General features: G+C 72.5%; 22 protein-coding genes. 13 read left to right on the top strand and 9 right to left on the bottom strand.

The genetic code is table 11. The annotated features are described in order from the left end of the window. Nucleotides 1–31: 31 nt before the first annotated feature. Nucleotides 32–865 carry a collagen-like domain-containing protein gene (locus tag HT134_RS28115; protein ID WP_217708416.1) on the bottom strand — a complete coding sequence of 278 codons (834 nt, stop codon included), beginning with the start codon at nucleotides 863–865 and terminating at the stop codon, nucleotides 32–34. Between the two features lie 233 nt (nucleotides 866–1,098). Here HT134_RS28115 and HT134_RS47785 point away from each other — a divergent pair, with 233 nt between their 5' ends. The 3 genes from HT134_RS47785 to HT134_RS28100 are packed head-to-tail and all read left to right on the top strand — an operon-like array spanning nucleotide 1,099 to nucleotide 5,288. Then, a complete protein-coding gene (locus HT134_RS47785) occupies nucleotides 1,099–3,117 on the top strand; it encodes an adenylate/guanylate cyclase domain-containing protein (RefSeq protein WP_312888490.1) in 2,019 nt (672 codons plus the stop codon). A 34-nt stretch (nucleotides 3,118–3,151) separates the two neighbouring features. Beyond that, nucleotides 3,152–3,814 (top strand): Crp/Fnr family transcriptional regulator, encoded by a 663-nt coding sequence (locus HT134_RS28105; protein ID WP_175603447.1) that lies wholly within the window; start codon nucleotides 3,152–3,154, stop codon nucleotides 3,812–3,814. Next, nucleotides 3,804–5,288 (top strand): MFS transporter, encoded by a 1,485-nt coding sequence (locus tag HT134_RS28100; RefSeq protein WP_312888489.1) that lies wholly within the window; start codon nucleotides 3,804–3,806, stop codon nucleotides 5,286–5,288. Before HT134_RS28105 ends, HT134_RS28100 begins: the two co-directional genes overlap by 11 nt. Here the strand turns inward: HT134_RS28100 and HT134_RS28095 are convergent. Then, nucleotides 5,271–6,020: a methylenetetrahydrofolate reductase gene (locus tag HT134_RS28095; protein ID WP_175603446.1), complete on the bottom strand. Its 750-nt coding sequence runs from the start codon at nucleotides 6,018–6,020 to the stop codon at nucleotides 5,271–5,273. The two genes, HT134_RS28100 and HT134_RS28095, sit on opposite strands and share 18 nt — an antisense overlap. Nucleotides 6,021–6,029: 9 nt before the next feature. Next, the gene (locus tag HT134_RS28090) at nucleotides 6,030–6,686 is read right to left on the bottom strand and encodes a TetR/AcrR family transcriptional regulator (protein WP_246365674.1); all 657 of its coding nucleotides are present in this window, start codon (nucleotides 6,684–6,686) and stop codon (nucleotides 6,030–6,032) included. Nucleotides 6,687–6,755: 69 nt separating this feature from the next. On the opposite strand from HT134_RS28090, the gene HT134_RS28085 reads away from it, so the two are divergent. After that, entirely contained in the window at nucleotides 6,756–8,219 is a 1,464-nt protein-coding gene (locus tag HT134_RS28085; protein WP_312888488.1) for an MFS transporter, read from the top strand. On the opposite strand, the gene HT134_RS28080 is transcribed toward HT134_RS28085, so the two are convergent. Next, a complete protein-coding gene (locus HT134_RS28080) occupies nucleotides 8,153–10,060 on the bottom strand; it encodes an ABC transporter ATP-binding protein (protein ID WP_175603444.1) in 1,908 nt (635 codons plus the stop codon). The genes HT134_RS28085 and HT134_RS28080 overlap by 67 nt on opposite strands. Before the next feature lie 46 nt (nucleotides 10,061–10,106). After that, entirely contained in the window at nucleotides 10,107–12,110 is a 2,004-nt protein-coding gene (locus HT134_RS28075) for a PhoX family protein (protein ID WP_175603510.1), read from the bottom strand. A 223-nt stretch (nucleotides 12,111–12,333) separates the two neighbouring features. Here HT134_RS28075 and HT134_RS28070 point away from each other — a divergent pair, with 223 nt between their 5' ends. Then, complete coding sequence (locus HT134_RS28070; protein ID WP_312888487.1) at nucleotides 12,334–12,774, top strand: sterol carrier family protein; 441 nt, start codon at nucleotides 12,334–12,336, stop codon at nucleotides 12,772–12,774. A gap of 17 nt (nucleotides 12,775–12,791) precedes the next feature. On the opposite strand, the gene HT134_RS28065 is transcribed toward HT134_RS28070, so the two are convergent. Further along, complete coding sequence (locus tag HT134_RS28065; protein ID WP_175603442.1) at nucleotides 12,792–13,844, bottom strand: DUF4190 domain-containing protein; 1,053 nt, start codon at nucleotides 13,842–13,844, stop codon at nucleotides 12,792–12,794. A 197-nt stretch (nucleotides 13,845–14,041) separates the two neighbouring features. Between HT134_RS28065 and purF the strand changes: the two genes are divergently transcribed. Together purF and purM are read left to right on the top strand one after the other, a co-directional pair. After that, nucleotides 14,042–15,478: an amidophosphoribosyltransferase gene (gene purF, locus HT134_RS28060; RefSeq protein ID WP_175603441.1), complete on the top strand. Its 1,437-nt coding sequence runs from the start codon at nucleotides 14,042–14,044 to the stop codon at nucleotides 15,476–15,478. Beyond that, nucleotides 15,475–16,500, top strand: a complete 1,026-nt coding sequence (gene purM, locus HT134_RS28055; RefSeq protein WP_175603440.1) for a phosphoribosylformylglycinamidine cyclo-ligase — start codon at nucleotides 15,475–15,477, stop codon at nucleotides 16,498–16,500. Before purF ends, purM begins: the two co-directional genes overlap by 4 nt. 304 nt (nucleotides 16,501–16,804) lie before the next feature. Here purM and HT134_RS28050 read toward each other — a convergent pair whose 3' ends face one another. Continuing rightward, nucleotides 16,805–17,023: a DUF3073 domain-containing protein gene (locus HT134_RS28050; protein ID WP_175603439.1), complete on the bottom strand. Its 219-nt coding sequence runs from the start codon at nucleotides 17,021–17,023 to the stop codon at nucleotides 16,805–16,807. 151 nt (nucleotides 17,024–17,174) lie between these two features. After that, entirely contained in the window at nucleotides 17,175–18,254 is a 1,080-nt protein-coding gene (locus HT134_RS47780) for a Leu/Phe/Val dehydrogenase (protein WP_175603438.1), read from the bottom strand. A gap of 107 nt (nucleotides 18,255–18,361) precedes the next feature. On the opposite strand from HT134_RS47780, the gene HT134_RS28040 reads away from it, so the two are divergent. Both HT134_RS28040 and bldC read left to right on the top strand, forming a co-directional pair. Beyond that, the gene (locus tag HT134_RS28040; protein ID WP_175603437.1) at nucleotides 18,362–19,225 is read left to right on the top strand and encodes a DUF8083 family protein; all 864 of its coding nucleotides are present in this window, start codon (nucleotides 18,362–18,364) and stop codon (nucleotides 19,223–19,225) included. Nucleotides 19,226–19,547: 322 nt separating this feature from the next. Then, nucleotides 19,548–19,751: a developmental transcriptional regulator BldC gene (bldC, locus tag HT134_RS28035; RefSeq protein ID WP_013133571.1), complete on the top strand. Its 204-nt coding sequence runs from the start codon at nucleotides 19,548–19,550 to the stop codon at nucleotides 19,749–19,751. A gap of 208 nt (nucleotides 19,752–19,959) precedes the next feature. Here bldC and HT134_RS28030 read toward each other — a convergent pair whose 3' ends face one another. Then, on the bottom strand, nucleotides 19,960–20,610 hold the full coding sequence (locus HT134_RS28030; RefSeq protein ID WP_312888486.1) for a TetR/AcrR family transcriptional regulator: 651 nt from the start codon (nucleotides 20,608–20,610) through the stop codon (nucleotides 19,960–19,962). Between the two features lie 161 nt (nucleotides 20,611–20,771). Between HT134_RS28030 and HT134_RS28025 the strand changes: the two genes are divergently transcribed. The 4 genes from HT134_RS28025 (at nucleotide 20,772) to HT134_RS28010 (ending at nucleotide 24,727) form a co-directional block, all read left to right on the top strand. After that, nucleotides 20,772–21,812 carry a LacI family DNA-binding transcriptional regulator gene (locus HT134_RS28025; RefSeq protein WP_175603435.1) on the top strand — a complete coding sequence of 347 codons (1,041 nt, stop codon included), beginning with the start codon at nucleotides 20,772–20,774 and terminating at the stop codon, nucleotides 21,810–21,812. A gap of 121 nt (nucleotides 21,813–21,933) precedes the next feature. Then, entirely contained in the window at nucleotides 21,934–22,182 is a 249-nt protein-coding gene (locus HT134_RS28020; RefSeq protein WP_175603434.1) for a hypothetical protein, read from the top strand. Between the two features lie 65 nt (nucleotides 22,183–22,247). Next, the gene (locus HT134_RS28015; RefSeq protein WP_175603433.1) at nucleotides 22,248–23,120 is read left to right on the top strand and encodes an N-acetylmuramoyl-L-alanine amidase; all 873 of its coding nucleotides are present in this window, start codon (nucleotides 22,248–22,250) and stop codon (nucleotides 23,118–23,120) included. Continuing rightward, a complete protein-coding gene (locus tag HT134_RS28010; RefSeq protein WP_175603432.1) occupies nucleotides 23,117–24,727 on the top strand; it encodes a beta-N-acetylhexosaminidase in 1,611 nt (536 codons plus the stop codon). The genes HT134_RS28015 and HT134_RS28010 overlap by 4 nt, the downstream gene beginning before the upstream one ends. Nucleotides 24,728–24,761 lie beyond the last annotated feature (34 nt).

Genomic DNA, 24,761 nt, shown 5'->3' with positions numbered 1-24,761 from the left:
CGGTACGCCGTACCGGCCCTTCGCCGTCCGCTCAGGAGGTCTTCTTGAGGCAGACGACGTAGACGGAGCCCGGGCTGACGTCGTTCTCCTTGCCGTTCTTGATCGCGCTCACGGACCAGCCGTTGCCGCTGGGCATGCTGGAGGTCACCGTGTAGGCCGGGCTGACACTGAAGCCGCCGCCGGTGACGAGCTCGCCGGTGCCGCAGGAGACCGATCCGGAGCCGCCGCTGAGCGAGGCGTTCTTGGTGTAGCTCGTGTAGGTGGCGCCGTCCTTGCCGTCCTTGCCGTTGAGACCGTCCTTGCCGTCCTTGCCGGGGAGGCCGGGCTTGCCGTCCTCGCCGTCCTTGCCCGGCTTGCCGGGGAGGCCGTCCTTGCCGTCCTTCCCGTCGACGCCGTTCTTCCCGTCCTTGCCGTCCTCACCGTTCTTGCCGTTGAGACCGTCCTTGCCGTCCTTGCCCGGAAGGCCGTCCTTGCCGTCCTTGCCGTTGACGCCGTCCTTGCCGTTGACGCCGTCCTTGCCGTTGACGCCGTCCTTGCCGTTGAGGCCGTTCTTGCCGGGCAGGCCCTGCGGACCGCGGGGACCCTGGGGGCCGGTGTCGCCCTTCGGGCCCTGAGCGCCGGTGTCTCCCTTCGTGCCCTCCGTGACCGTGGTGGTCGAGGTGCCGCCGCCGATCACCATCCGGATCTCGGTCTTCCGGCACGGCGTGGAGGGGTTGACGATGCGGGCGTACCGCGACTTCTTGTTGACGCACGCGTACACCTCGCCGCCCGACGAGGCGGTGGCCACGCCACCGACGGCGAGGAGCGACAGCGCGAGCGCTCCGACAGTGGCGAGCGTGAGCGTGCGCCCACCGCGAACCTTCATAGCCACGGCTTTCCTTCCCAAGGGCTGGTGCTCATGTTGAGCATGAGGTTCACGTTTCAACCGTTCCAGCGGATGACAGCTGCTACATAACGTGTTCATCACGGCACAAATCGTGACTATGACCATTGACGCCACTTGACCCGTCAAGATGATCGGCTCTGCGTAAAAGGACGCGTTCGGCGGAGGCGCCCCCGATGGATAATCGGGTCAGCCCACGCGACGGAGGATGCACCGTGCCGACGGAGAGCCCCTACCTCCCGCCCGCCACCCAGCCCGTGCGGGGGGTCGTCTGGGCCCTTCACCTGGCGCTCCCGCTGCTCGGCCTCTGGCTCCTGCTCAGTGAGCCGCACCTGAACGTCATGTGGCAGCACAACCCCGGCCACTTCTGGATGATCATCATGGTGGCCGGGGTCAACGTGGTGCTCGGCGGGCTCATCAGCCAGGCTTCGTCCCGGCGTGCGGACGCCCGGCTGTTCCTCGTCTCGATGGTCTTCCTCACCAGCGCCGGATTCTTCTTCCTGCACGGGCTCGCCACGCCGCGGGTCATCCTGCCGACCGGGTCGGTCGGGTTCGACCTCGGGCAGCAGGCCGGGCTCACCCTCGCCGCGGGGTTCGCGTCCGCCTCGGCGCTGCCGCTGGGCGAGCGGGCGGCGGCGGCCGTGCTCGCCGCCCGGCACGTGATCCGCGGCGCGCTGGTCGGCTTCATGGTCCTGTGGGGACTGGCCTCGCTGGTCGACGGGCTGACGCCGCTCAGCGAGCCGCCGCTGACCGCGTACGCCTCCTGGGTGGCGTGGGCCTCGGTGCCCGGCATCGTGCTTTACGTGGCGGCGGCCGTGATGATGTTCCGGCTGCACCGGCGGCGGCCCTCGGCCATGCTGGTCAGCCTCGTCACCGCGTACGCGCTGCTCGCCGAGTCGATGGCGGCCGGGATGTCACAGCACAACTGGCACCTGACCTGGTGGGAGTGGCACCTCCTGCTGACCTTCGCGTTCGGGTTCGTCGCCTACAGCGCCTACCTGCAGTTCCGGCGCGAGGGGTCGAGCGCGGGCCTGTTCGACTCGGTGGCGCTGTCGGCGACCGTGGCGCGCATCCAGGCGCAGTACGACGAGGCGCTGGAGGAGCTGGTCGAGCACGTACGGCGGGGCGAACCGCTGGCCGCGACCCGGCTGTCCGGGAAGTTCCGGCTCAACGAGGGCCAGGCCGCCGTGCTCGACCGGGCGGGCCGGGCGCTGGCCGACGAGCGGGAGCTGTCGGAGCGGCTGGCCGCGCTCGTGGACGTGAGCACGCGCACCCGTGTCGGCCTGCCCGAGAGCGAGCTGCTGACCGACGCGCTCGAACGCGTCCGCCAGGCGTTCGGCGAGGTGCGGATCGGCCTGGTCTCGGAGGGCCGCGCCCACATCGGCTCCCGCTCGTACGACTTCCCCGGCCACCAGCCGGAGCGGCGCGACCACCTGCTCGCCTTCCCGCTGACCGTCAAGGGCCGGCTGGCCGGGGCGCTGGAGGTGCCCGTCGGCCGTACCCGGCAGGACGAGGCGCTGGCCGCCGCGCTGGCCGGGCAGCTGTCGATCTCGCTGGAGAACGCCCGCCTCTACCAGGAGCTCGACACCCTGTTCCGGCAGTACATGTCGCCCGACGTGGCGCAGGCCCTGCTGGCCGACCCGTCGCAGGCCGAGCTCGGCGGCCGGCTCAAGGAGCTGACCGCGCTGTTCGCCGACCTCAAGGGGTTCACCACGTTCTCCGAGCGGGTCACGCCCGACGAGATCGTCGAGATGCTCAACCGCTACCACTCGGCGGCCGTGCCCTGCATCCTCGACAACGGCGGCACGATCGTGCAGTTCGTGGGCGACGCGCTGCTCGCGCTGTTCAACGCACCCGCCGCGCAGCAGGACCACGCCGCGGCGGCCTGCCGGGCCGCCCTCGCCATGCAGCGGGCCGCCGCCGAGATCGCCGAGGAGGTCTCCTGGGAGCGGGTGGACGACGTGGAGTGGCCGACGTTCCGGGTCGGGGTCAACACCGGGCCGGCCCTCGTGGGCAACATCGGCAGCCCGCGGCTGCGCGGCTTCAACGCCATGGGCGACTGCGTGAACGTGGCCGCCCGGCTCCAGTCGCTCGCCGAGCCGGGCACGGTCGTCATCGGCGAGACCACGCTGCGGCAGCTCGGGTACGGCGCCGAGGTCACGCCGCTGGGCAGGCTGAGCCTCAAGGGCAAGGAGGAGCCCGTCGCGGCGTACGTTCTGACCTCCTTGCCGTAGAACGGGCGGCCACTTCGCGGACATAATCGGGCCCATGAACCCTGAGCCCGGCGAGTTCCTCTCCATGCTCACCCCCGACGAGGTCGCCGCCCTGCGCGCCGCCGGCCGGCCGCGCCGGTGGGAGCGGGGGTCCACCGTGATGGCCGAGGGCGACACCACCGACTGGGTGCTCGTGCTGACCGAGGGCCGGGTCAAGGTGTCCTCGCACACCAGCGGCGGCACGGAGGTGGTGCTGGCAGTCCGCGGGCCGGGGGCCCTGCTCGGCGAGATGTGCGCCATCGACGGCTCACCGCGCTCGGCGACCGTGACCACGCTGGAGCCGGTCGCCGGCGTCGTGATCCGCGACTTCCCCGCGTTCCTCCAGGCCCACGGGCGGGTGGCGGTGCTGCTCATGCGGCTCATCACCGGACGGCTGCGCGACGCCGACCGCAAGCGCGTCGAGTACGGCGCGTTCGACACCACCGGACGCGTGGCGACGCGGCTGCTGGAGCTGGCCGACCGCTACGGCGAGAAGACCAACGGCGGGGTGCGGGTGGCGCTGCCGCTCTCCCAGGACGAGCTGGCCGGCTGGACCGGCGCCTCCCGCGAGGCGGTGAGCAAGGCGTTACGCACCCTGCGCGACCGGGGCCTGATCGAGACCGGCCGGCGGCGGGTGGTGATCCACGACCTGGAGGGGCTGCGCAAGCGTGCGCGCTGAGCAGCTCGGCTCCCGCGGCTCGGCGGCCGAGTACTCCTCCCGGATGCGCTACGCCTGGCGGGTGTGCTCGGTCACGAGCCTCGGCCTGGTGCTGATCGGGATCGCCGGGAGCACGCTCAACGTGGCGCTGCCCTCGGTGGTGCGGCACTTCCACGCGGGGCCGTTCGAGTCGGGCTGGATCCTGCTGTCGTTCCTGCTGGTCAACACGGCCAGCCTGGTGTTCTTCGGCCGGGTGGCCGACCTGGTGGGGCGGCGCGAGGTGTACCTGGCGGGCTTCGCCCTGTTCACCGCCGCCTCGCTGCTGGCCGGGTTCGCCCCCGGGGTGTGGTTCCTGGTCGCGATGCGCGTGGTGCAGGCCGTCGGGGCGGCGATGATCCTGGCCAACGGCACCGTCATCATCACCGACGCGTTCCCGCCGGACCGGCTCAGCCAGGGCATGGGCGTCTACATCGGCACCCTGTCGGTGGCCCAGCTCGCCGGGCCCACGCTGGGCGGGCTGATCGCCGAGACGGCCGGCTGGCAGTGGATCTTCTGGGTCAACGTGCCGGCCGGGATCGTCGCGGTGGCCTGGGGCGCCATGACGCTGCGGCGCATGCCCCGCGGGCCGCGGCAACCGGTGGACGCGCTGGGCAACGCGCTGGTGTTCGCGGCGCTGTCGGCCCTGCTGCTGGCCCTGTCGGAGGCGGGGTCGGCCGGCCTGACCGCCCCGGTCGTGGTCGCCGGCGGGGTGGTGTTCGCGGTGCTGGCGCCGGTGATCGTGCTGGTGGAGCGGCGGGCCGCGCATCCGGTGCTGGACCCGCGGCTGTTCGGCGGGCGGCTGCTGGCCTGCGCCAACCTCGCGTCGTTCTGCAACGCCATGGCGCGGGCGTCGCTGATCCTGCTGGTGGCGCTGTACTTCCAGGCAGCCCGGGGCGTGGACGCCTTCACGGCCGGGCTCGGCGTGCTGCCGGTGCCGGTGGGTATGGCGGTGGCCTCGCCGGTGACGGGCGCGCTCGGGCGGCGGGTCTCGCCGTACGCGCTGGCCGTGGGCGGGGCGCTGATGAGCGCGGCGGGGCTGGCGGCGCTGGCGCTGACGGCGGGGGCCGGCACGCCGTACTGGGTGATCGGCGTGGGGCTGTTCGTGGCCGGGTGCGGCAGCGGCGCGTTCCTGACCGGCAACACCACGCACGTGATGCGCGCGCTGCCGGGCGGGAGCCTGGGGGTGGTCAACGGGTTCCGGCTGATGGTCATGAACGTCGGCGTCGTGCTCAGCGTGGGGGTGTCGCTCAGCGTGCTGGCCGCCTCCGTGGGGCCGTCGCTGGGGGCCCAGGTGTACGCGGGGACGCTGTCGGAGCTGTCGCCCGTGGGGGTGGCGCGGCTGATGGACGGGTTCGCGCGGGCGTACACGGTGCTGTGCGGCGTCGCCCTCCTCGGCGCTGCCCTGTCCGCCCTCGCCCGCTCGCCTTCCCCCGTCCGCTCACCTGAGGGCGGCTGACAGGCGCGCCTCGACGTCGCGGTAGCGGCTGACCGGGATCAGGTGGACGCCGTCGAAGGCGCCGGAGTCGCGGATGGCCAGCACCCGCTCGCAGGCCGCGTCCACGCCCGCCATCCGGTCGGCCGCCACCCGGCGCACCAGGTCGTCCGGGATCGCGATGTCGGGGATCGCCGCCGACAGGGCGTGCGCGTGGCGCTCGCTGGCGATGACGATGACGCCCGCGTACACCGGCGCCTCCACCTGGTTGGCCTCGCGCCAGCGCAGCAGCGCCTCCGTCGAGAACCCGGCCTGGACGAACAGGAAGTCGGCCGCCCGCTTCCACGCGGGCAACGGGCGCAACCCGGCCGCCGCGCCGACCTGGACTCCCGGTGAGAACTCCCTGGCCTCCTCGATCATCGAGCGCACCGTCAGGTCGCTGGTGCGGTTGCCGCTCGCCGGCTTGTCGCCGTAGACGAACAGGAAGCGCTCGACCCCGTAGGCGGCGGCCGTCAGCAGGTCGCGCCGGAACCCGAGCAGGTTGCGGTCGCGGGAGTTGAGGCAGGCGATGCTGCGCCCGCCCATCGCCTGCACCTCGTGCGCGACGGCCACGCTCGACACGGTCGCCCGGCCGATGTGGTTGTCGGGGATGAGGAAGGTGTCGGCGATGGTGCTCAGCGTGCCGATCTGGTGGCGCACGCGCTTCAGGTCGGGCTTGGTCGGCGGCTCGATCTCGCACACGAGCTGGAAGGTCATGATCAGACCCTAGCGGCGCGCGGCCAGGGATTCGATGCCGCTGAGGATGAGGTCCACGCCGAAGGTGTCGTACGTCTCGCGGGAGATGCCGCCGACCATGGGCGCCGCCATCTCCACCAGGTACGGGTAGCGGTCGGCGGGCAGCGACTGGAGGGTGACCCGCTTGCGCCGGACGATCTCGGCCGCCTCCTCGGGCGTGTACCGCGCGGAGTAGTGGACCGGCGCGTCGGCGATGGCGATGGCGCTCTGCAGGATGTACTTGGAGATCAGGCAGCTCTGCTCCGTGTCGAAGCCGGCCCGCCGGGCCAGGCCGAGGGCCAGGTCCCAGACGGCGAGGAAGCTCGGCACCGCGACCTGGTCGACCTGCTCCAGCACGCTCTTGGCGCACGGGTGGGTGCGCAGCAGCCTGACCAGCCCCTCGATGAGGTCGCGCATGCGCTCGCGCCACGGCCGGTCGTCGTCGTCGGACTCGGGCGCGAACCCGGCGATGAGGTGGTCGGCCAGGCCGACCACGAGCTGTTCCTTGTTCTTGAAGTGCCAGTACAGCGCCATCGGCGTGACGCCGAGGTCGGTGGCCAGGCGGCGGATCGTCACGGCGTCGAGCCCCTCGGTGTCGCCGATCTCCAGGGCCCGCTCGACGATCGCGGTCGCGCTCAGTTTTCCCATCACGGTTGACAACTATACGCCGTACAAGTTAGCTATACGACGTACAAGTACGGCGTATAGGAGACCCCCGTGGACCGGAAGAAGTGGTGGGCGCTCGGAGCGGTGACGCTCGGCACCTTCATGACGTACCTCGACAACAACATCGGCAACGTGGCCCTGCCGACGATCCAGCGGGAGCTGGGACTGACGATCTCCGGGCTGGAGTGGATCGTCAGCGGCTACATCCTGGTCTTCGCCGGGTTGATGCTGGTCGGCGGCCGGCTCGCCGACGTGATCGGCGCGCGGCGGACGTTCCTGGCCGGCCTGGCCGTCTTCACGCTGGCGTCGCTGGCCGCGGGCCTGGCCACCGGGCAGGCGGCGCTCATCGCGGCCCGCGCCGTCCAGGGCGTCGGCGCGGCGCTGCTGACCCCGACCACGCTCTCGCTGATCGGCCAGATCTTCTCCGACCCCGGCGAGCGGGGCAGGGCCATCGGCATCTGGAGCGCGACCGGCTCCCTGTCGATGGCGCTCGGGCCGCTGGCCGGCGGCTTCATCAGCGAGCGGCTGCACTGGGGCTGGATCTACCTCATCAACGTGCCGATCGGCGCGGTGACGCTCGGGCTCGCGCTGTGGGCGGTGCGCCCCTCCTTCACCCGGGTACGGCGCAGCCTGGACGTCCCGGGCCTGGCCAGCTCCGCCGTCGCCCTGGTCGCGCTGACGTACGCGCTCATCGAGGGCGAGGGCGCCGGCTGGACCTCGCCCGAGATCCTCGGCGCGCTCGGCCTGACGGTGGCCGCCGCCGTGGCGTTCGTGCTGGTCGAGACGCGGGCCGCGGAGCCGATGATCGACCTGTCGGTCTTCCGGTCGCGGGTGTTCTCCGGCGGCGCGCTGACCAGCGGCCTGTGGTCGTTCGGCGTGTTCGGCGTCTACTTCTTCAGCGCCCTGTGGCTGCAGAACACGCTGGGCTTCTCCCCCATCGAGGCGGGCGCCGCGTTCGTGCCGATGGCCCTGGTCATGGCGGTCGTCGCGATGCTGTCGCAGCGGATCAGCACGGCGATCGGCATCGCCCGCACCGTGGCCGCCGGCATCGCGCTCATGGGCGTCGCCCTCTTCCTGATGTCCGGTGTCGGCGCCGACGGCGGCTACACCGACGTCCTGCCCTGGTTCGTGCTGTACGGCGTCGGCGCCGGCCTGCTGGTCCCGCTGACCGCCGCCGTGGTCGGCGCGATGCCCCAGGGCCGCTCGGGCGTCGCCTCCGGCGTGCTGAACGTCTCCCGCCAGGTGTTCGGGCTGCTCGGCATCACGGTCCTCGGGGCGCTCCTGAACGCCCACCGGGGCGGCAGCGCGGACCCGGCCGCCTTCCTGGACGCCTACCGGTTCACGCTGGTCGTCGCCGCGACCATCGTGCTGGTGGGCATCCCGGTCAGCCTGTACGCGCTGCGCTCCCGGCGGGCGTCCTCCGGCGCGCCGGAGGACGCCCTGCCGGCTCAGGCGCCGGCCGCCACCGGCTCCCCGGCCGCGGCGGCCTCGGCCACCGCCGGCTCGGCGAACTGAGTGCGGTACAGCTCCTCGTAGCGGCCCCCCGCGGCGAGGAGCTCGGCGTGGGTCCCCCGCTCGACGACCCGCCCGTCCTCGATCACCAGGATCTGGTCGGCCGCGCGGACCGTGGACAGCCGGTGCGCGATCACCACCGCGGTACGGCCGGCCAGCGCCTCGCCCAGCGCCTCCTGCACGGCCGCCTCGGAGGTGGAGTCGAGCGCGGCCGTGGCCTCGTCGAGGATCACCACCTGGGGCCGGGCGAGCAGCAGGCGGGCGATGGTCAGCCGCTGCCGCTCGCCGCCCGACAGCCGGTAGCCGCGCTCGCCCACGACGGTGTCGAGCCCGTCGGGCAGCGACTCGACCAGCGCGCCGAGCCGGGCGCGGCGCAGCGCGTCCCAGACCTCCTCCTCCGTCGCCTCCGGCCGGGCGAACAGCAGGTTGGCCCGGATCGTGTCGTGGAACAGGTGGCCGTCCTGGGTGACCATGCCGAGCGTCTCGCGGATCGAGGCGGCGGTCAGGTCCCGCACGTCCACCCCGGCCAGCCGGACGGCGCCCTCGTCCACGTCGTACAGGCGGGGCAGGAGCTGCGCGATCGTGGACTTGCCCGCGCCGGACGAGCCGACCAGGGCGACCATCTGACCCGGCTCGGCCCGGAACGAGACGCCGTGCAGCACCTCGACCCCGCCGCGGTTGTCGAGGGCGGCGACCTCCTCCAGCGAGGCGAGCGACACCTTGTCGGCTGACGGGTAGGCGAAGCGCACGTCGTCGAACTCCACCGAGACCGGCCCCTCCGGCACGGCCACCGCGCCGGGCCGCTCCTTGATCAGCGGCTCCAGGTCCAGCACCTCGAAGACCCGCTCGAAGCTCACCAGCGCGCTCATGACGTCCACCCGGGCGCTGGCCAGCGCCGTCAGCGGGGCGTACAGGCGGGTGAGCAGCAGCGCCAGCGCCACCACCGAGCCCGCGTCGAGCTGGTGGCGCAGCGCGTAGAAGCCGCCCAGGCCGTACACGAGGGCCAGGGCGAGCGCGGAGACCAGCGTCAGCGCGGTCACGAACACCGACTGCGCCATCGCGGTGCGGACGCCGATGTCGCGCACCCGGCGGGCCCGCGCGGCGAACTCCTCCGACTCGCGGACCGGCCGCCCGAACAGCTTGACCAGGGTCGCGCCGGGCGCCGAGAACCGCTCGGTCATCTGCGTGCCCATCGCGGCGTTGTGGTCGGCCGCCTCGCGCCGCATCCGGGCCAGCCGGACGCCGACCCGCCGCGCCGGCAGCACGAACGCCGGGAGCAGCAGCAGGGCCAGCAGCGTGATCTGCCACGAGATGCCGACCATCACGGTGAGCGACAGCACGAGCGTCACGACGTTGCCCGCGACGCTGGACAGCGTGTCGGTGAACGCCCGCTGCGCGCCGATCACGTCGTTGTTGAGGCGGCTGACCAGCGCACCGGTACGGGTCCTGGTGAAGAACGCGATCGGCATGCGCTGCACGTGGTCGAAGACGGCCGTGCGCAGGTCGAGGATCAGCCCCTCGCCCAGGCTCGACGACAGCCACCGGTTCACCAGCCCGAGGCCCGCCTCGGCGACGGCCAGTCCGCCGATCAGCGCGGCCAGGCCCACCACGACGCCGAGCGGCTCACCCTTGCCGATCGCGTCGAGCACCCGGCCGGCGAGCACGGGAGGCGCGACCGCCAGCGCCGCCATCACGATGCTGAGCCCCAGGAACAGCGTGATCCTGCGGCGGTGGGGCCGGGCGAAGCCCCAGACACGGCGGAGCGTCGCCCGGGAGATCGGGCGACGCTCCTTCTGGTTGCCCATCGAGTAGAGCTGCTGCCATGCGATCACTTCCATGCTCATGCATGGAAGAGTAGGACCTCAAGTTAACTTGAGGGCAACAGCTTTTTCAGGCGCCGATCTTCTTGCCCTGGGAGTGCCAGGTGACCGCGACCGACGGCCGGGGCTGGCCGCCCTCGCCGTCGGGCCAGTGGCTGACCGGGCTGTCGGGGGTCGCGCCGTCCACCTCGCCCGGGTGCTGCACCGCGACGAACACGCTGCGCTGGTCCGAGGTGACCATGGGGCCGCAGGTCTCCGCGCCGATCGGCACCGTGAGGAACTGGCGCACGTGCCCGCGCTCCCTGCCCCGCACCGGCGTCACGAACAGGCCGTCGTTCGACCCGAGCGCGTTGCCGTCGGTGGCGATCCACAGGTTGCCGTCGCGGTCGAAGGCCACGTTGTCGGGGCAGGAGATCGGCGAGACCTTGGTCTTGTCGTAGCCGGCGAAGTAGGTGGAGGCGTCGTTCGGGTCGCCGCAGACCAGCACCAGCGACCAGGCGAACGTGGTCGAACCGGCGTCGTCGCGCCGCTCCACCAGCTCCAGGACGTGGCCGTGCTTGTTCGACGGGCGCGGGTTGGCCTCGTCGACCTGCGCCGGGACGCGGTTGGAGTTGTTGGTCAGCGCGACGTAGACGGCGCCGTTGACCGGGTTGCGCTCCATGTCCTCGGGCCGGTCCATCTTCGTGGCGCCCACCTTGTCGGCGGCGGCGCGGGTGTAGACCAGCACCTCGGCGGCGGTCATGCCGTCCACGAACGACGTGTCGCCCGAGACCAGCGGGATCCACTCGCCCGACCCGTCGAACGCGCCGTCCGACGGCAGCTTGCCGGAGCCGTCGATCTCGGCCGCCGGGCTGTCGCCGGTGAACTTGGCCACGTACAGCGTGCCCTCGTCCAGCAGCTTGCGGTTGTGCCGGTCGAAGCCCTGGATGTAGCGGTCCTTGGAGACGAACTTGTAGACGTACTCGAAGCGCGAGTCGTCGCCCATGTAGACGACGACCCGGCCGTCGCGGGCCAGCGTCGTGTTGGCGGCCTCGTGCTTGAAGCGGCCGAGCGCGGTCCGCTTGACCGGCGCCGCGTCCGGGTCGAACGGGTCGATCTCCACGACCCAGCCGAACCTGTTGACCTCGTTCGGGTGCTTGGCCAGGTCGAAGCGCTCCTCCACGCGGTCGAAGCGCCGGTTGCCGGAGGCGATGCCCGACGGGATCGTGTAGCGGGAGATGTACGGCTTCTGCGCGGCGGGCACCTTGTCGCCGTTGACGAAGTACTGGTCGAAGTTCTCCTCGGCGGTCAGCACCGTGCCCCAGGGGGTGGTGCCGCCGGAGCAGTTGTTGAGCATGCCCACCGGCTTGAGCCCGGCCGGGTCGGCGGCCGTCCTCAGCAGGTCGCTGCCCGCGGCCGGGCCGGTGAAGCGCATCGGCGTGAGCGCCGTGATCCGGCGGTTGTAGCGCCGGCGGCCCTTCGTCACCAGCTTCCACTGGCCGGTGCCGCGCACCCGCTCCACCTCGACCACCGAGCCGCCGTGGGCGGCCAGCGCGATCCGGATCTGCTCCTCGGGGGCGGCGGTGCCGTCCTTGTAGCCGCGGAACATCAGGGCCTCGTTGGTGTACTCGTGGTTCACCCACAGCAGGGCCCGGTCGCGTCCCATCGGGAACATCGTCACGTAGTCACAGTTGTAGCCGAACTGCTTGGCCTGCGCCTCGGCGCTCTGGTTGTCGAAGTCGAACGCGGGGGCGTCGGGCAGCACCGGGTCGCCCCAGCGCACCACCACGGCCGAGGCGTAGCCGTCGGGGACGCGCAGCGCGTCGTCCTTGTTCGGGGGCACGGGGCTGAAACGCAGGTCGCCGCCGCCACCGAACCGGGCCGCGTCCTCGGGGACGGCCTCGGGGGTCGGCTCGGCCAGCGCGGGCACGGCGCCCGCCACGCCGGCGCCCACGACCAGCGCGCCGAGGGCGCCGGCGCGCAGCACGCCCCGCCGGGTCAGCGCCTCGGCCACGACGTCGCCGAAGTAGGCGTTGCCGCTCGCGTTGCCCACCTCGTGCGCGCACGCGTTGCCGCAGCGGAACTGGCAGGTCATCGCCGAACGGCCGGACTTGTGCGGGCTGGGAAGCAGCGGAAGGTGCCGGTTCGCCACGGGTACTCCAAAGGTGTGCACGGTAGTTCGGCCAGGACGCTACGGCGGGTGTCGAAACCACAGGTGAACGGGAACCTCCGGCACGATGAACGCTCCCAGGGAGGAAACGGGCACCCGCCGGGACGGCCGGACCCGATCGCACCGCCGGACGGAGCAGAATGGGCGGGTGCCACCACGCAGACCGGACCCCGAGAAGCTGAGGGCCGCGCTCGACGCCCAGCTCGTCGCGCTCGACCAGCCCGCGTACGACGGCCCCGCCGCCGCGCTGCCCGGCGCGCTGGTCGAGGCCGTGCTGACCGCCTACGACCGGGGCCTGGAGCCCGAGCGCGACGCCGCCCGGCAGGCCGTACGCCACCTGCTCGACCGGCTCGCCACGACCGCGCCCGGCCGCACGGTCGAGGTGCGCATCCCGCCGTACGCGGCGGCGCAGGTCATCGAGGGGCCCCGGCACACCCGCGGCACCCCGCCGAACGTCGTCGAGATGAGCCCCCGCACCTGGATCGAGCTGGCCGTCGGCCGCCGGGGCTGGGACGAGGCCGTGGCCGAGGGCGCCGTCGCGGCGAGCGGGTCACGGGCCGACCTGTCCGCGCACCTGCCCCTCGCCTGAACGCCCCTGACCGCTGGTCACCGGGGACGGTCGATCCAGGGGAACCTGCTCCGGAAGCACTGGTCGGCGAGCTGCCCCGGCAACCGGCCGCAGTCCTGCACCACGCTCCAGAACCACATGGCCACGATCGTGAAGAGGATCAGCGCGAGGACGCTGATCACGATCCCCGCCAGGGCGCGGCCCTTGCCCACGCCCCTGCTCAGCGCGACCCCGCCGAACACGATCGACAGGATCGCGGTCAGCACGCCGGCGAAGCAGACGAACACGAGGAACGGGCTGGCCACCCCCAGCACCAGCGACGCCGTGGCCAGGCCGCTGCCCGGCGGGGCCTTCTGGTAGGAGGGCGGGTAGCCGCCGGGCGGCGGCGGCACGTATCCGCCGGGGCCCGGCATGGGGCCGTAGGGCCCTCCGCCGGGCGGCCCGCCGTACGGGCTGGAGGGCGAGGTGCCGGGCGGGGCCGGCTCGCCCCACGAACCTCCGGCCCCTGGCGTGCCCGAGGCCGGAGCGCCCGCCGCGTACGGACCGGACGGGGCCCCCGGCCCGTACGGACCTCCCGCAGCACCGGGCGCGCCTTCAGGAGAGCCAGGAGCGCCCGCGGACGGCTGTTCGAAACGGGACGGGGCCGACGTGCCCGGCGGCGTGGGAGGCGGCTCAGCCGTGCCCTCCCAGCCGGGATAGGCCGGGGTGGCACCCGGCACCGGGTACGCCTGCGTCGTCTCCGCGTCCGGCTCCTCCGCGCCCGGCCGGCCGCCCTGGACCCGCGTCGGGTCCGGCACCTCCGGCGTGGTGGGCTGGTCGGGCCCCGGCGGGTGCACCGGCGGCTCACCACCGGGCTCGGGCACCGGCGCGGGACGCGGCTCACCGCCCGGACGCGGCCCCTCGGGCTGCGGCACGACCGGAGGCACCGGGCCGAGCGGCGGCTCCGGCGTCCCCGGACGGGCCGGCGCCGAGCCGCCCGCCTCGTCGGGCGCGGAAGGGCCGCCGGAGCCGAGGTAGTCGTCGCCGTCCTCGCGGCCGTCGCGCGGCTCCCGCCCCGGACGGGGCTGGTTCGGATCCCCAGGTGTGGTCACGTCTGCGTCTCCCGACGGGTCTCGCATGCCGAACACTTCACCCTTACGCGCGCACCAGCCCGGAATGGGCGTGACACGGTAAAACCCCGTCCATCCTTGGGACACCATGCGTCCAAGCCGGCCCTGCCGCCCCTGACGTGGCCGCGATCCGCACCCGGGTGTGCGAGCAGCGAAGCGACCGACCTAAACTGAAGTACGTGCTGAAAGGCGACGGCCGGCTCGGCCATGACCTGGACCCCGACGATCGAGCTCCCAAGGACGCCTGCGGCGTCTTCGGCGTGTGGGCCCCAGGCGAGGAAGTGTCCAAACTCACCTACTACGGGCTGTACGCGTTGCAGCACCGCGGCCAGGAGTCCGCGGGCATCGCGGTCAGCGAGGGCAGCCGCATTCTCGTCTACAAGGACATGGGCCTGGTGGCCCAGGTCTTCGACGAGTCCGTGCTGGGCACCCTGCGCGGTCACCTGGCGATCGGCCACTGCCGCTACTCCACGACCGGCTCCAGCGTGTGGGAGAACGCGCAGCCCACGCTGAGCTCCACCGAGGTCGGCGGGCTGGCGCTGGCCCACAACGGCAACCTCATCAACACCCCTGAGCTGGCCCAGCGCCTCAACCCGGGTGTGACCAGGGCCACCACCGACACCGAGGTGCTGGCCGCGCTGCTGGCCCAGGACCGCAGCAGGTCCGTCGAGGACGCGGCCGCGGAGCTGCTGCCGCAGGTCAAGGGCGCGTACTCGCTCGTGTTCATGGACGAGACCACCCTCTACGCGGCGCGCGACCCGCAGGGCATCCGCCCGCTGGTGCTCGGCCGCCTGGAGCGTGGCTGGGTGGTCGCCTCCGAGACGGCCGCCCTCGACATCGTGGGCGCCACGTTCGTGCGGGAGATCGAGCCCGGCGAGCTGCTCACGATCGACGAGCAGGGCGTCAGGTCGCGCCGCTTCGCGCTGGCCGAGCCCAAGGGGTGCCTGTTCGAGTACGTCTACCTCGCCCGTCCCGACACCACGATCGCCGGCCGGGGCGTCCAGGTGACCCGGGTCGAGATCGGCCGCGTGCTGGCCCGCGAGCACCCGGTCGAGGCCGACCTGGTCATCCCCACGCCCGAGTCCGGCACGCCGGCCGCCGTGGGCTACGCCGAGGCGAGCGGCATCCCGTACGGCCAGGGCCTGGTGAAGAACTCCTACGTCGGCCGCACCTTCATCCAGCCGTCGCAGACCATCCGCCAGCTCGGCATCCGCCTCAAGCTCAACCCGCTGCGCGAGGTGGTGCAGGGCAAGCGTCTCGTCGTCGTGGACGACTCGATCGTGCGCGGCAACACCCAGCGCGCGATCGTCAAGATGCTGCGCGAGGCCGGGGCCAAGGAGGTGCACGTGCGCATCTCCTCGCCGCCGGTGTCGTGGCCGTGCTTCTACGGCATCGACTTCGCCACCCGCGCCGAGCTGATCGCCGGCTCGCTCTCGGTGGAGGAGATCCGGGCCTCGCTCGGCGCCGACTCGCTCGGCTACATCTCGCTGGAGGGGCTCACCCGGGCCACCACGATCCCCGCCGAGCGGCTCTGCCGGGCCTGCTTCGACGGCTCGTACCCCATCCCCATCGACCAGGACAACGTCGGCAAGTACGTACTGGAGAGCAAGGCGTGACGAGCTACGAGGCCGCCGGTGTCGACATCGAGGCGGGCGAGCGCGCGGTCGCGCTGATGAAGGACAAGGTGGCCCGCTCGCGCCGGCCCGAGGTCGTGGACGACGCGAGCGGCTTCGCCGGGCTGTTCGACGCCTCGGCGCTGCTGAAGTACGAGCGGCCGCTGCTCGCGACCTCCACCGACGGCGTGGGCACCAAGGTCATGATCGCCCAGCGGTACGGCAAGCACGACACGATCGGGATCGACCTGGTCGGCATGGTCCTCGACGACCTGGTGGTGTGCGGGGCCGAGCCGCTGTTCATGACCGACTACATCGCCTGCGGCAAGGTGGTGCCCGAGCGCGTCGCCGAGATCGTCGGCGGCATCGCCGAGGGCTGCCGGCTGGCCGGCGCCGCGCTGGTGGGCGGCGAGACGGCCGAGCACCCGGGGGCGATGGGGCCCGACGAGTACGACCTGGCGGGCGCCGGCACGGGTGTCGTGGAGGCGTCGGCCATGCTCGGGCCCGACCGGGTGCGCGAGGGCGACGTGGTGCTGGGGCTCGCCTCCTCGGGCGTCCACTCCAACGGCTACTCGCTGGTGCGCCACGTGGTGCGCGAGGCGGGGCTGTCGCTGGAGGCGGAGCTGCCCGAGCTGGGCCGGCCGCTCGGCGAGGAGCTGCTGGAGCCGACCCGGATCTACTCCCTCGACTGCCTGGCCCTGGCCCGGACGGTGGAGGTGCACGCCTACGCGCACATCACGGGCGGCGGCGTCGAGGGCAACCTGTCGCGCTCGCTGCCCGGCCACCTCGACGCGCTGCTCGACCGGTCGTCGTGGACGCCGCCGGCGATCTTCTCGGTGCTCGCCGGGCACGGCCGCATCGAGCAGAAGGACATGGACCGGACGTTCAACCTGGGCGTCGGGATGGCCGCCATCGTCGCCCCGGAGGCCGCCGACGAGGCGGTGCGGCTGCTCACGGAGCGTGGGGTGCCGGCGTGGGTGCTCGGCGAGGTCGTCCCCGGCTCCGGCCAGGCCCGCTACCGCTGAACGACCGGCGACCACTACGTGGAGGTGCCGGACCGCTCAACCGAGCGGCCCGGCACCGGGTCTGCCGTGGCTCTGTCCACGTCGCCGACCTGCCGGTCCTCCGGGGGGCCGTTCACGTCTACGCGCGGCCCCGCAGCCGCGGGCCGTTCAGGTGTTCGGGTCATCGGGCGCCCCGGAGCCGCCCGAGGCGCGACGAAAGCCCCACGGGCGGGTGTCCCGTGGGGCCCTGCGCGATGGAACACGCTCTCCCACCCGGCGCCGAGAGATCTCGCCGGGTGAGCGGCCGCGTCAACGAGAAGAGCGGCTACCGGCGGCCGGAGCGGCCGTCGTCGTCGCCCGCGTAGTCGTCGGCGTAATCGGCATAGCGATCCGCGAGCTCGTCGTTGAGGTCGTCGGAGTCGTCGTTGCTGGAGTCTCCGACCCCGAGTTCGTCGCGAAGACGGTCAAGATCTGTGCCACCGCTGTTGTACTTCAGCTGGCGAGCAACCTTGACCTGCTTGGCCTTTGCTCGGCCGCGCCCCATTGGCTCGACCCCCTCATGTGGGGTCGTCCCCGACCCCTCGTCGCTAACGCACCACACGCTGACGCCGCCTGACTATGGGCGTCAGCCTATCGTTCGCCTATTACCGTACCTGTTTTGTGCCCAGCTCGGTACGTCGTATGGGCGCGGGGCGTCAGTGGCCCAGCCAAATGGCCCGAATCCGCCCGACTTCCGACATTCTGCGCTCCGCTAGCCTATCGGCTGCGACGGCCGGAGGGACGCCCTCGTCGCCCGCGATCGCGAAAATCTTGAGCGTGGTGTCGTAGATCTGGGCGGCCTTGGCCCTGGCCCGTTCCATGTCGAAACCGCGGATCTCGTCGGCCACCTGGATCACCCCGCCGGAGTTGACCACGTAGTCGGGGGCGTACAGGATGCCGCGCTCGGCCAGCTGCTTCTCGACTCCCGCGTGCGCGAGCTGGTTGTTGGCCGCCCCGCAGACGATCTTGGCGCGCAGCCGCGCCACGGTGACGTCGTCGAGGGCGCCGCCCAGCGCGCACGGGGCGAAGACGTCGATGTCGGCCGCGGTCAGCGCGTCGGCGTCGGCCACGACGTCCACCTCGGGGTGCCGCAGCCGCACGCGCTCCACGGCGCGCTCGTCCACGTCGCAGATCACGACGTCGGCGCCGTCCTCGCGCAGCAGCTCGACCAGGCGGTGGCCGACCTTGCCGACGCCCTCGACACCGACCCGCCGGCCGCGCAGCGAGGGCGTGCCGTACACCCGCTCGGCCGAGGCCCGCATGCCCTGGAAGACGCCGAACGCGGTGAGGATGGAGGAGTCTCCGGCGCCGCCCTGGGCGAGCGTGCGGCCGGTCACGAAGCGCGACTCCCGGGAGACGACGTCCATGTCCTCGCTGTAGGTGCCGACGTCGCAGGCGGTGATGTAGCGCCCGCCGAGCGACTCGACGAAGCGGCCGTAGGCGCGCAGCAGCGCCTCGCTCTTGTCGCGCGACGGGTCGCCGATGATGACGGCCTTGCCGCCGCCGTGGTCGAGCCCGGCCAGCGCGTTCTTGTAGGACATGCCGCGTGAGAGATTGAGCACGTCGGCGAGCGCGGCCTGCTCGCTCTCGTACGGGTAGAACCTCGTGCCGCCGAGGCCGGGGCCGAGGGCCGTGTTGTGGATGGCGATGATGGCGCGCAGGCCACTGCGCGGGTCGGCGCAGAAGACGACCTGCTCGTGCGCGTCCTTGTGAGACGGGTCGAAGACGTCGGTCACGGTAGTGACTCCCTGTCCGGTCCGCCGCTCCTTCGCGACGGGAGATCACCTCTCAGGGTAGTGGCCGCAACGGTGCAAGCAGGTTGTCTTCATGACACGATGCCTCCGTGCTGCCCTATGCCGCGTATCTCCGTGTCTACGAGCCGTTGACCGCCTTCCCCGAGAACGAGCGGAAGGCATGGGCCGAGTACGCCGAATCACGAGACCGTCCGCGCCGCGCGAACGCCCTGAACGCCGAGCACGGCGAGTCGATCAGGCGCCTGCTCGGCCGGCCCCCTCACCCGGTGCCCGCCCAGGAGAGCCCCAACGCGTATCTGCGGCGCGTGGAGGACCGTCTCTATGTCTGTCCCTGGCAGACGCGGTTGCGCTCGTGGCTGGCGTTCTCACGGCTGCGCGGCGCCACCCCGGCCAAGCTGATGGACCGGCTGGTCCCCAAGGCGATCGCCGACCAGACGGCCGACGACTTCGACAGGTACAAGCGCGCGGCCGGCTCCTCCGCCCTGCGCACCCACATCCGCACCACGGCGTGGCACGTACCGTCGTCGTGGTTCGTGCCGTTCGACGGCAACGAGCGCTGGCTGGTGCTCGGCGGCGCGGCCCCGGGGCAGGACGTGACGACGGCCACGGGGCGCAACCTCATCTACGTCACCTCGATGGCGCAGGCCCGCAGGCGCGCGGCCCGGGCCCTGCAGGTCCTGCGGCGGCACCTGGGCGAGGTGGCGAGCCACATCGACGTGGAGGACGTGGCGCGCTGGCTGGAGGAGTTCCACCCGCACTCGCTGGTGGAGCTCGACTACGGCGGGCTGGTGCACCTCATGGACGACGACGCGCTGCAGGCCGACCAGTCGGTGGCGGAGCTGTCGGCCGCTCTCACCGGCCTGGACACGGGTCAAGAAGAGCTTGCCTACGCCATGTATCAGAGGGTCATCCTGCGCTGGAAGTCAATGCAACTTCTGGAATCTGCCAACTGAGCCCCAATACAACCGTCTGACCTGCATGAGTGGGTCATGACTAGCGGCTGCTCGCTTCTGCGAACTGAGCAGTTTGCCGTTTTCACTGCGATACCACGAAACGTGTCGCTAGAATCACCGAGCGTGACATCGCCATGGGGGCGGGCAGTTGGGTCAAAGAAGGGCTCGCCAATCGCTCTGCGTGGCGGTATGGTCACTTCGGGTGATGCCGCATATGGGCCAGAAAAGCCGCACGCTTTGGGCCATAGGGGGACATCCGTGACACGCGCACAGGCAGTCACAGGATCGCTAAGCCGGTCCACACGGAGGAGAGGCCGCACAAATGTCAGCTCGTACACCCGAGGCCGAGCCACTGCTCACGCCCGCCGAGGTCGCGACCATGTTCAGGGTCGACCCCAAGACCGTCACGCGGTGGGCCAAGGCGGGCAAGTTGACGTCGATCCGCACCCTCGGAGGACACCGGCGTTACCGGGAGACCGAGGTCCGCGCGCTTCTGGCGGGCATCCCGCAGCAGCGCTCGGAGTAAGACCGAGGTCGTCACGGACCTCAGGGGGGTTGAAGGGTGGGCCTGGCCGGCGGCCCGGTCCACCACTGTGACGACGGACGTCGCTCTGGGAAGTTGGCGCCGCCCGCCCGGCGCCATTCTTCCGGCCCGGCAGGCGCAGTTCTTGCGGCCCGGCAGGCGCAGTTCTTGCGGCCCGGCACTCGTGAGGGGCCACACCCGCCCGTAGGGGTCAACCCGGGCGGTCTCCCGTCAGCGCGTGGAGGAGCCGGGCGGCCTCACCGTCATGGCGTGCGGCGACACCCAGCAGGGCGGTCATGTGCTCCACGAGGAGCCGCTCCAGCTCCACGCGTTCCATGTCGCGGTGTTCGAGCCAGTCGAGCCCCGCCGTCTCCACCGAGGCGATCCACGACCGCAGCGTCGCCCGCAGCACCGGGCTCGGCTCCGTCACCCGCATCTGCCTCTGGACCAGCAGGAACAACCGCCGGCGCACCCCGTCCACGATCTCGCCGACCTCGTCCGCGCGGCCGGCCGGGCCGCCGCGCAGCAGCGCCGCGTAGCCCGCCGCGTGCTGCTCCACGAAGTCGAAGTAGCTCGCGAGCCCCGCGGCCAGGTCCTCCAGCGGCCGGCCGCCACCCTGCGGCACCAGCCGGGACTCCAGCCGCTCCGCGGCGCTCCTCAGCGCGGCCACGTAGAGCTCCTGCTTGCCGCCGAAGTAGTGGTAGACCAGTGCCCGCGAGGCCCCCGCCCGCGAGGCGACGTCGTCGATCGAGACGTGCTCGGCGTCGCGCCCGCCGAACAGCTCCAGGGCGGCCGCGATCAGTTCCTCGCGGCGACGGTCGACGGTCAGCCTGCGCCGCGCCGGCCGCGTCGTCTCTGTCACAGGCAGAACAGTACAACCAGCGCGGTATCCGACCGGATGCGCCATAGCGGACAACTGTCCCCATGGTCAATATGAGGCTTCCCTTACCCGAAGCCGTACCCTGCGGGGAACTCGATCGTTTGGTGAGACAGGTGCCCATCTTCGCATCGCGGGGGAGACACATGTCAGGACCACCCGTCAAGGCTTCCGCCATCAACGACCTCCGGGACATACCTCGACCAAGACCCACCATCCGCAACGTCGCCGAACGCGCCGGCGTCTCGAAATCGCTGGTCTCGCTCGTGCTGCGGGGCTCACCGCACGTCAGCGAGCACCGGCGGCAGGCCGTGCTCCAGGCCGCCCGCGAGCTCGGCTACCGGCCGAACGCGGTCGCGCGCAGCCTCGTCGAAGGCCGTACCCACCTGGTCGGCGCGCTCGTCGCCGACCTGCACAACCCGTTCTACGCCGAGGTCCTCGACGGCCTCCAGGAGAGCCTGCACGGCGACGGCCTGCGCATGCTCATCGGCAACAGCCAGTGGGACCCCGCGTTCGAGGACGAGGCCGTGGAGGCCTTCCTGGAGCTGCGGGTCGACGGGCTGGTGCTGTTAGGCATCGCGCCGACCAGCGAGACGCTGATGGAGGCCACCTCCTACACCCCGACGGTCGTCGTCGGGGAACGTGACATCGAGCTCGGCGGCGTCGACATCGTGGTCGACGACGACCAGCTCGGCGCCCGCCTGGCCATCGACCACCTGGTGCAGCTCGGCCACAAGCGGATCGCGCACATCGAGGGCGCCCGGCCGACCCGCTGCGAGGGCTACCTCGTGGCGATGCGCCGGCACGCGCTCGCCCCGTACATCATGGTCGAGGCCGCGGAGTCGACCGAGGAGGGCGGGCGCGAGGCCGCGCTCGCGCTGCTGACCCGCGACCCCAGGCCCACGGCGATCTTCGCCGCCACCGACGCGGTGGCGCTCGGCGTGCTCTCCGCCGCGGCGGAGCTCGGCCTCGGCGTGCCGGGCGACCTGTCCGTCGTCGGCTACGACAACACCCACCTGTCCGCCTCGCGCCACATCTCCCTCACCTCCGTCGACCAGCCGCGCCGCGCCATGGGGCGCTCGGCGGCGGCCCTGCTGAGCGACCGCATCGGAGACCCCGCCAAGGTCGCGCGGCTGCGCCAGGTCACCCCCGAACTCGTCGTACGGCGCAGCACGGGCCCCGCCTAAGAGCGGCCAAAGCCTCGGTCAACAACACCCCGACCCCCCATCGCCTGGAGGTTTACTCGTCAGGGTCATGCGATGCGCGGCCGTGCACGGTGCGGTCGCGAATCTGATCCGGGGGACAGTCATGCGTGATCCAGAACTGGTTTCCTGCGCCCAGCGCGCCGCGTCGGAGCTCGAACGCGCCTGGGCGCAGTGGCGGGCGAGCCGGGGTCGTGCCGGCGACACCGGCGGCGAGTCCGTGGCCAGCTACGTCGCCCACTCCCTCGACCACCCGTGGGGGCGTCCCCGCGTCGTCCTCGGCCTCGACGCCGAGGACGCGCGGGAGCTGGCGGCCCTCCTGCAGCGCCAGGAGGCCAGCGAGCGCGTCTGGTGAGAGCTTCCCGCCGCCTTGGGGGGAACACGCGGGGTCACGGCGCGCCGTGACGTAAGTTGGAGTTCATGCGTGCTCTTCCCGTCACCCTTCTCACCGCCTGCGGCCTGATCGTCACCGCGTGCGGCACGGCCGGCGCGAGCGGCTCCGCGAGCCCCGCGTCCGGAGTCCCGGCCGGGCGGGTCGCCACCCAGGCCCCCGCCCCGTCGGCGGCGCCGGGAGCCGGGCGGGGAGCCGGCGGGGCGTCGCGCGAGCAGGCCACCGGCACCGCCCGGGCCGAGTCGCTGGCCGGCAAGGTCGTGGTCATCGACCCCGGCCACAACGGCGGCAACTACCGCGACCCCAAGGCCGTCAACCGCAAGGTCAACGTGCTGACCCAGTGGAAGGCGTGCGACACCACCGGCACGTCCACCGACGACGGCTACACCGAGGCGGCCTTCAGCTGGGACGTCTCCAACCGGCTGGCCAAGATCCTCAAGAGCCGGGGCGCCACGGTCAAGCTGACCAGGTCCGACAACGACAGCGTCGGCCCGTGCATCACCCAGCGGGCCGCGATCGGCAACCGCGCCAAGGCCGACGCCGCCATCTCCATCCACGGCGACGGCTCCGCGCCCGGCAACCACGGCTTCCACGTGATCATGCCGAAGAAGATCAACGGCCCGGTCGACCCGGTCGTCGGCGACTCGCGCAGGCTCGGCATCGCGGTCCGCGACGCCTACCACAAGGGCACCGGCCTGCCCTACTCCACCTACATCGGCAGCAAGGCCCTCGACTTCCGCTCCGACCTCGGCGGCCTCAACCTCTCCACCGTGCCGAAGGTCTTCATCGAGTGCGGCAACATGCGCAACGCGGCCGAGGCGGCCAAGTTCCGCGACCCGGCCTTCCGGCAGCGGGTCGCGCTGGCGCTGGCGAACGGCATGCAGCACTATCTCCAACCATGATTCCTCGCCCCCGCCTGATCCGTCACCTGTCCGGCTCCTACGAGCTGACCCCCGGGTCCGTGGTCTCCGGCCCCACCGAGGCGGCCGACGCCGTCCGCGTGGCCCTGCCGGGGCTCGACCTGCGGCCCGGCGACTCCGGTGACATCGACGTACGGCTCGACCCGGACCTCGGGCCGGAGGCGTACCGGCTGGTCACCGGGTCGCGCGGGGTGGAGATCACGGCGGGCGGCCGGGCCGGGGCCTTCCACGCGGCGCAGACGCTCCACCAACTCCTGCCCGACGCCTCCTACCGCACCCCCGCAGGCCCCGGTCACGGCCGCGCGTGGAGCGTGCCGGGCGTGCGGGTCGAGGACGAGCCGGTGTTCGGCTGGCGTGGGCTCCACCTCGACGTGGCCCGGCACTTCTTCCCCAAGCGCGAGGTTCTGCGCCTCGTCGACCTCATGGCGGCGCACAAGCTGAACCGGCTGCACCTGCACCTCGTGGACGACCAGGGCTGGCGGGTGGAGAGCAGGGCGTACCCGCTGCTGCACGAGGTGGCCTCGCACCGGCCGCGCACGGCGGTCCACCAGCGCGGCGAGCCCGAGCTCTACGACGAGACGCCGCACGGCGGCCACTACACGCTGGACGACCTGGCCGAGATCGCCGCCTACGCGCGGGCCCGCGAGGTCGTGGTCGTGCCGGAGATCGACGTGCCGGGCCACGCCTCGGCCGTCCTGGCCGCCTATCCGGAGCTGGGCGCCACCGGCGAGCGGTACGACGTGCTCGACCGCTGGGGCGTCTCCCCCGCGATCCTGTCGCCCCTGCCGCCCACGGTCGAGTTCCTGGCCACGATCTTCGACGAGCTGATCGGCGCCCTCGGCCCGACCCCGTTCGTCCACATCGGCGGCGACGAGGTGGTGCTCGACCACTGGACCGCCTCGGCCGAGATCGACGCCTACCGCGTGTCGCTGGGGCTGGAGTCGATGCCGGCGCTCCAGGCGTGGTTCCTGCGGCGGCTGGCCGACGCGCTGGCCGAGCGGGGCGCGCGGGCCGTCGTGTGGGACGAGGCGTTCGTCAGCGGCGAGCTGCGGCGGGACACGGTGGTCATGCCGTGGCGCGGCATGGGCGTCGGCCGCCGGGCCGCCGCGGCCGGCCACGATGTGGTGGCCACGCCGGTGTTCCCGCTCTACTTCGACTACGCCGAGTCGTCGTCGCCGGAGGAGCCGGCGGCGATCGGCGACACGATCACGGTGGCGGACGTGGCGGCGTTCGTCCCGGCCCCCGCGGACTGGACGGACGAGGAGCGCTCGCGGGTGCTCGGCGCGCAGGCCCAGCTCTGGACCGAGCGCATCGCCGACGCCCGCACGCTGGACTACCGGATCTGGCCGCGGGCGTGCGCCCTGGCCGAGGTCACCTGGGGCGGCCAGGCCGGGCCGGACTTCGCCGAGCGGCTCCGGGCGCACCTCGGGCGGCTGGACGCGCTCGGCGTGGAGTACCGGCCGCCGGCCGGGCCGCGGCCGTGGCAGCGGCGCCGGCCGTACCGGGCGGGCGCCGTGCGGGTCGCCGACGTCATGGACCGGCTGGAGAGCATGACCCACGACGCGGAGTCCACCCGGCCGAGCGTCTAGGCCGGCCTCGCCCGCGCTCCACGGCTCGCGGGCC

The sequence above is a fragment of the Nonomuraea rhodomycinica genome, from assembly GCF_013363995.1.
Classification (GTDB): domain Bacteria; phylum Actinomycetota; class Actinomycetes; order Streptosporangiales; family Streptosporangiaceae; genus Nonomuraea; species Nonomuraea rhodomycinica.
This window is presented reverse-complemented; position numbering and strand designations above follow the sequence as displayed.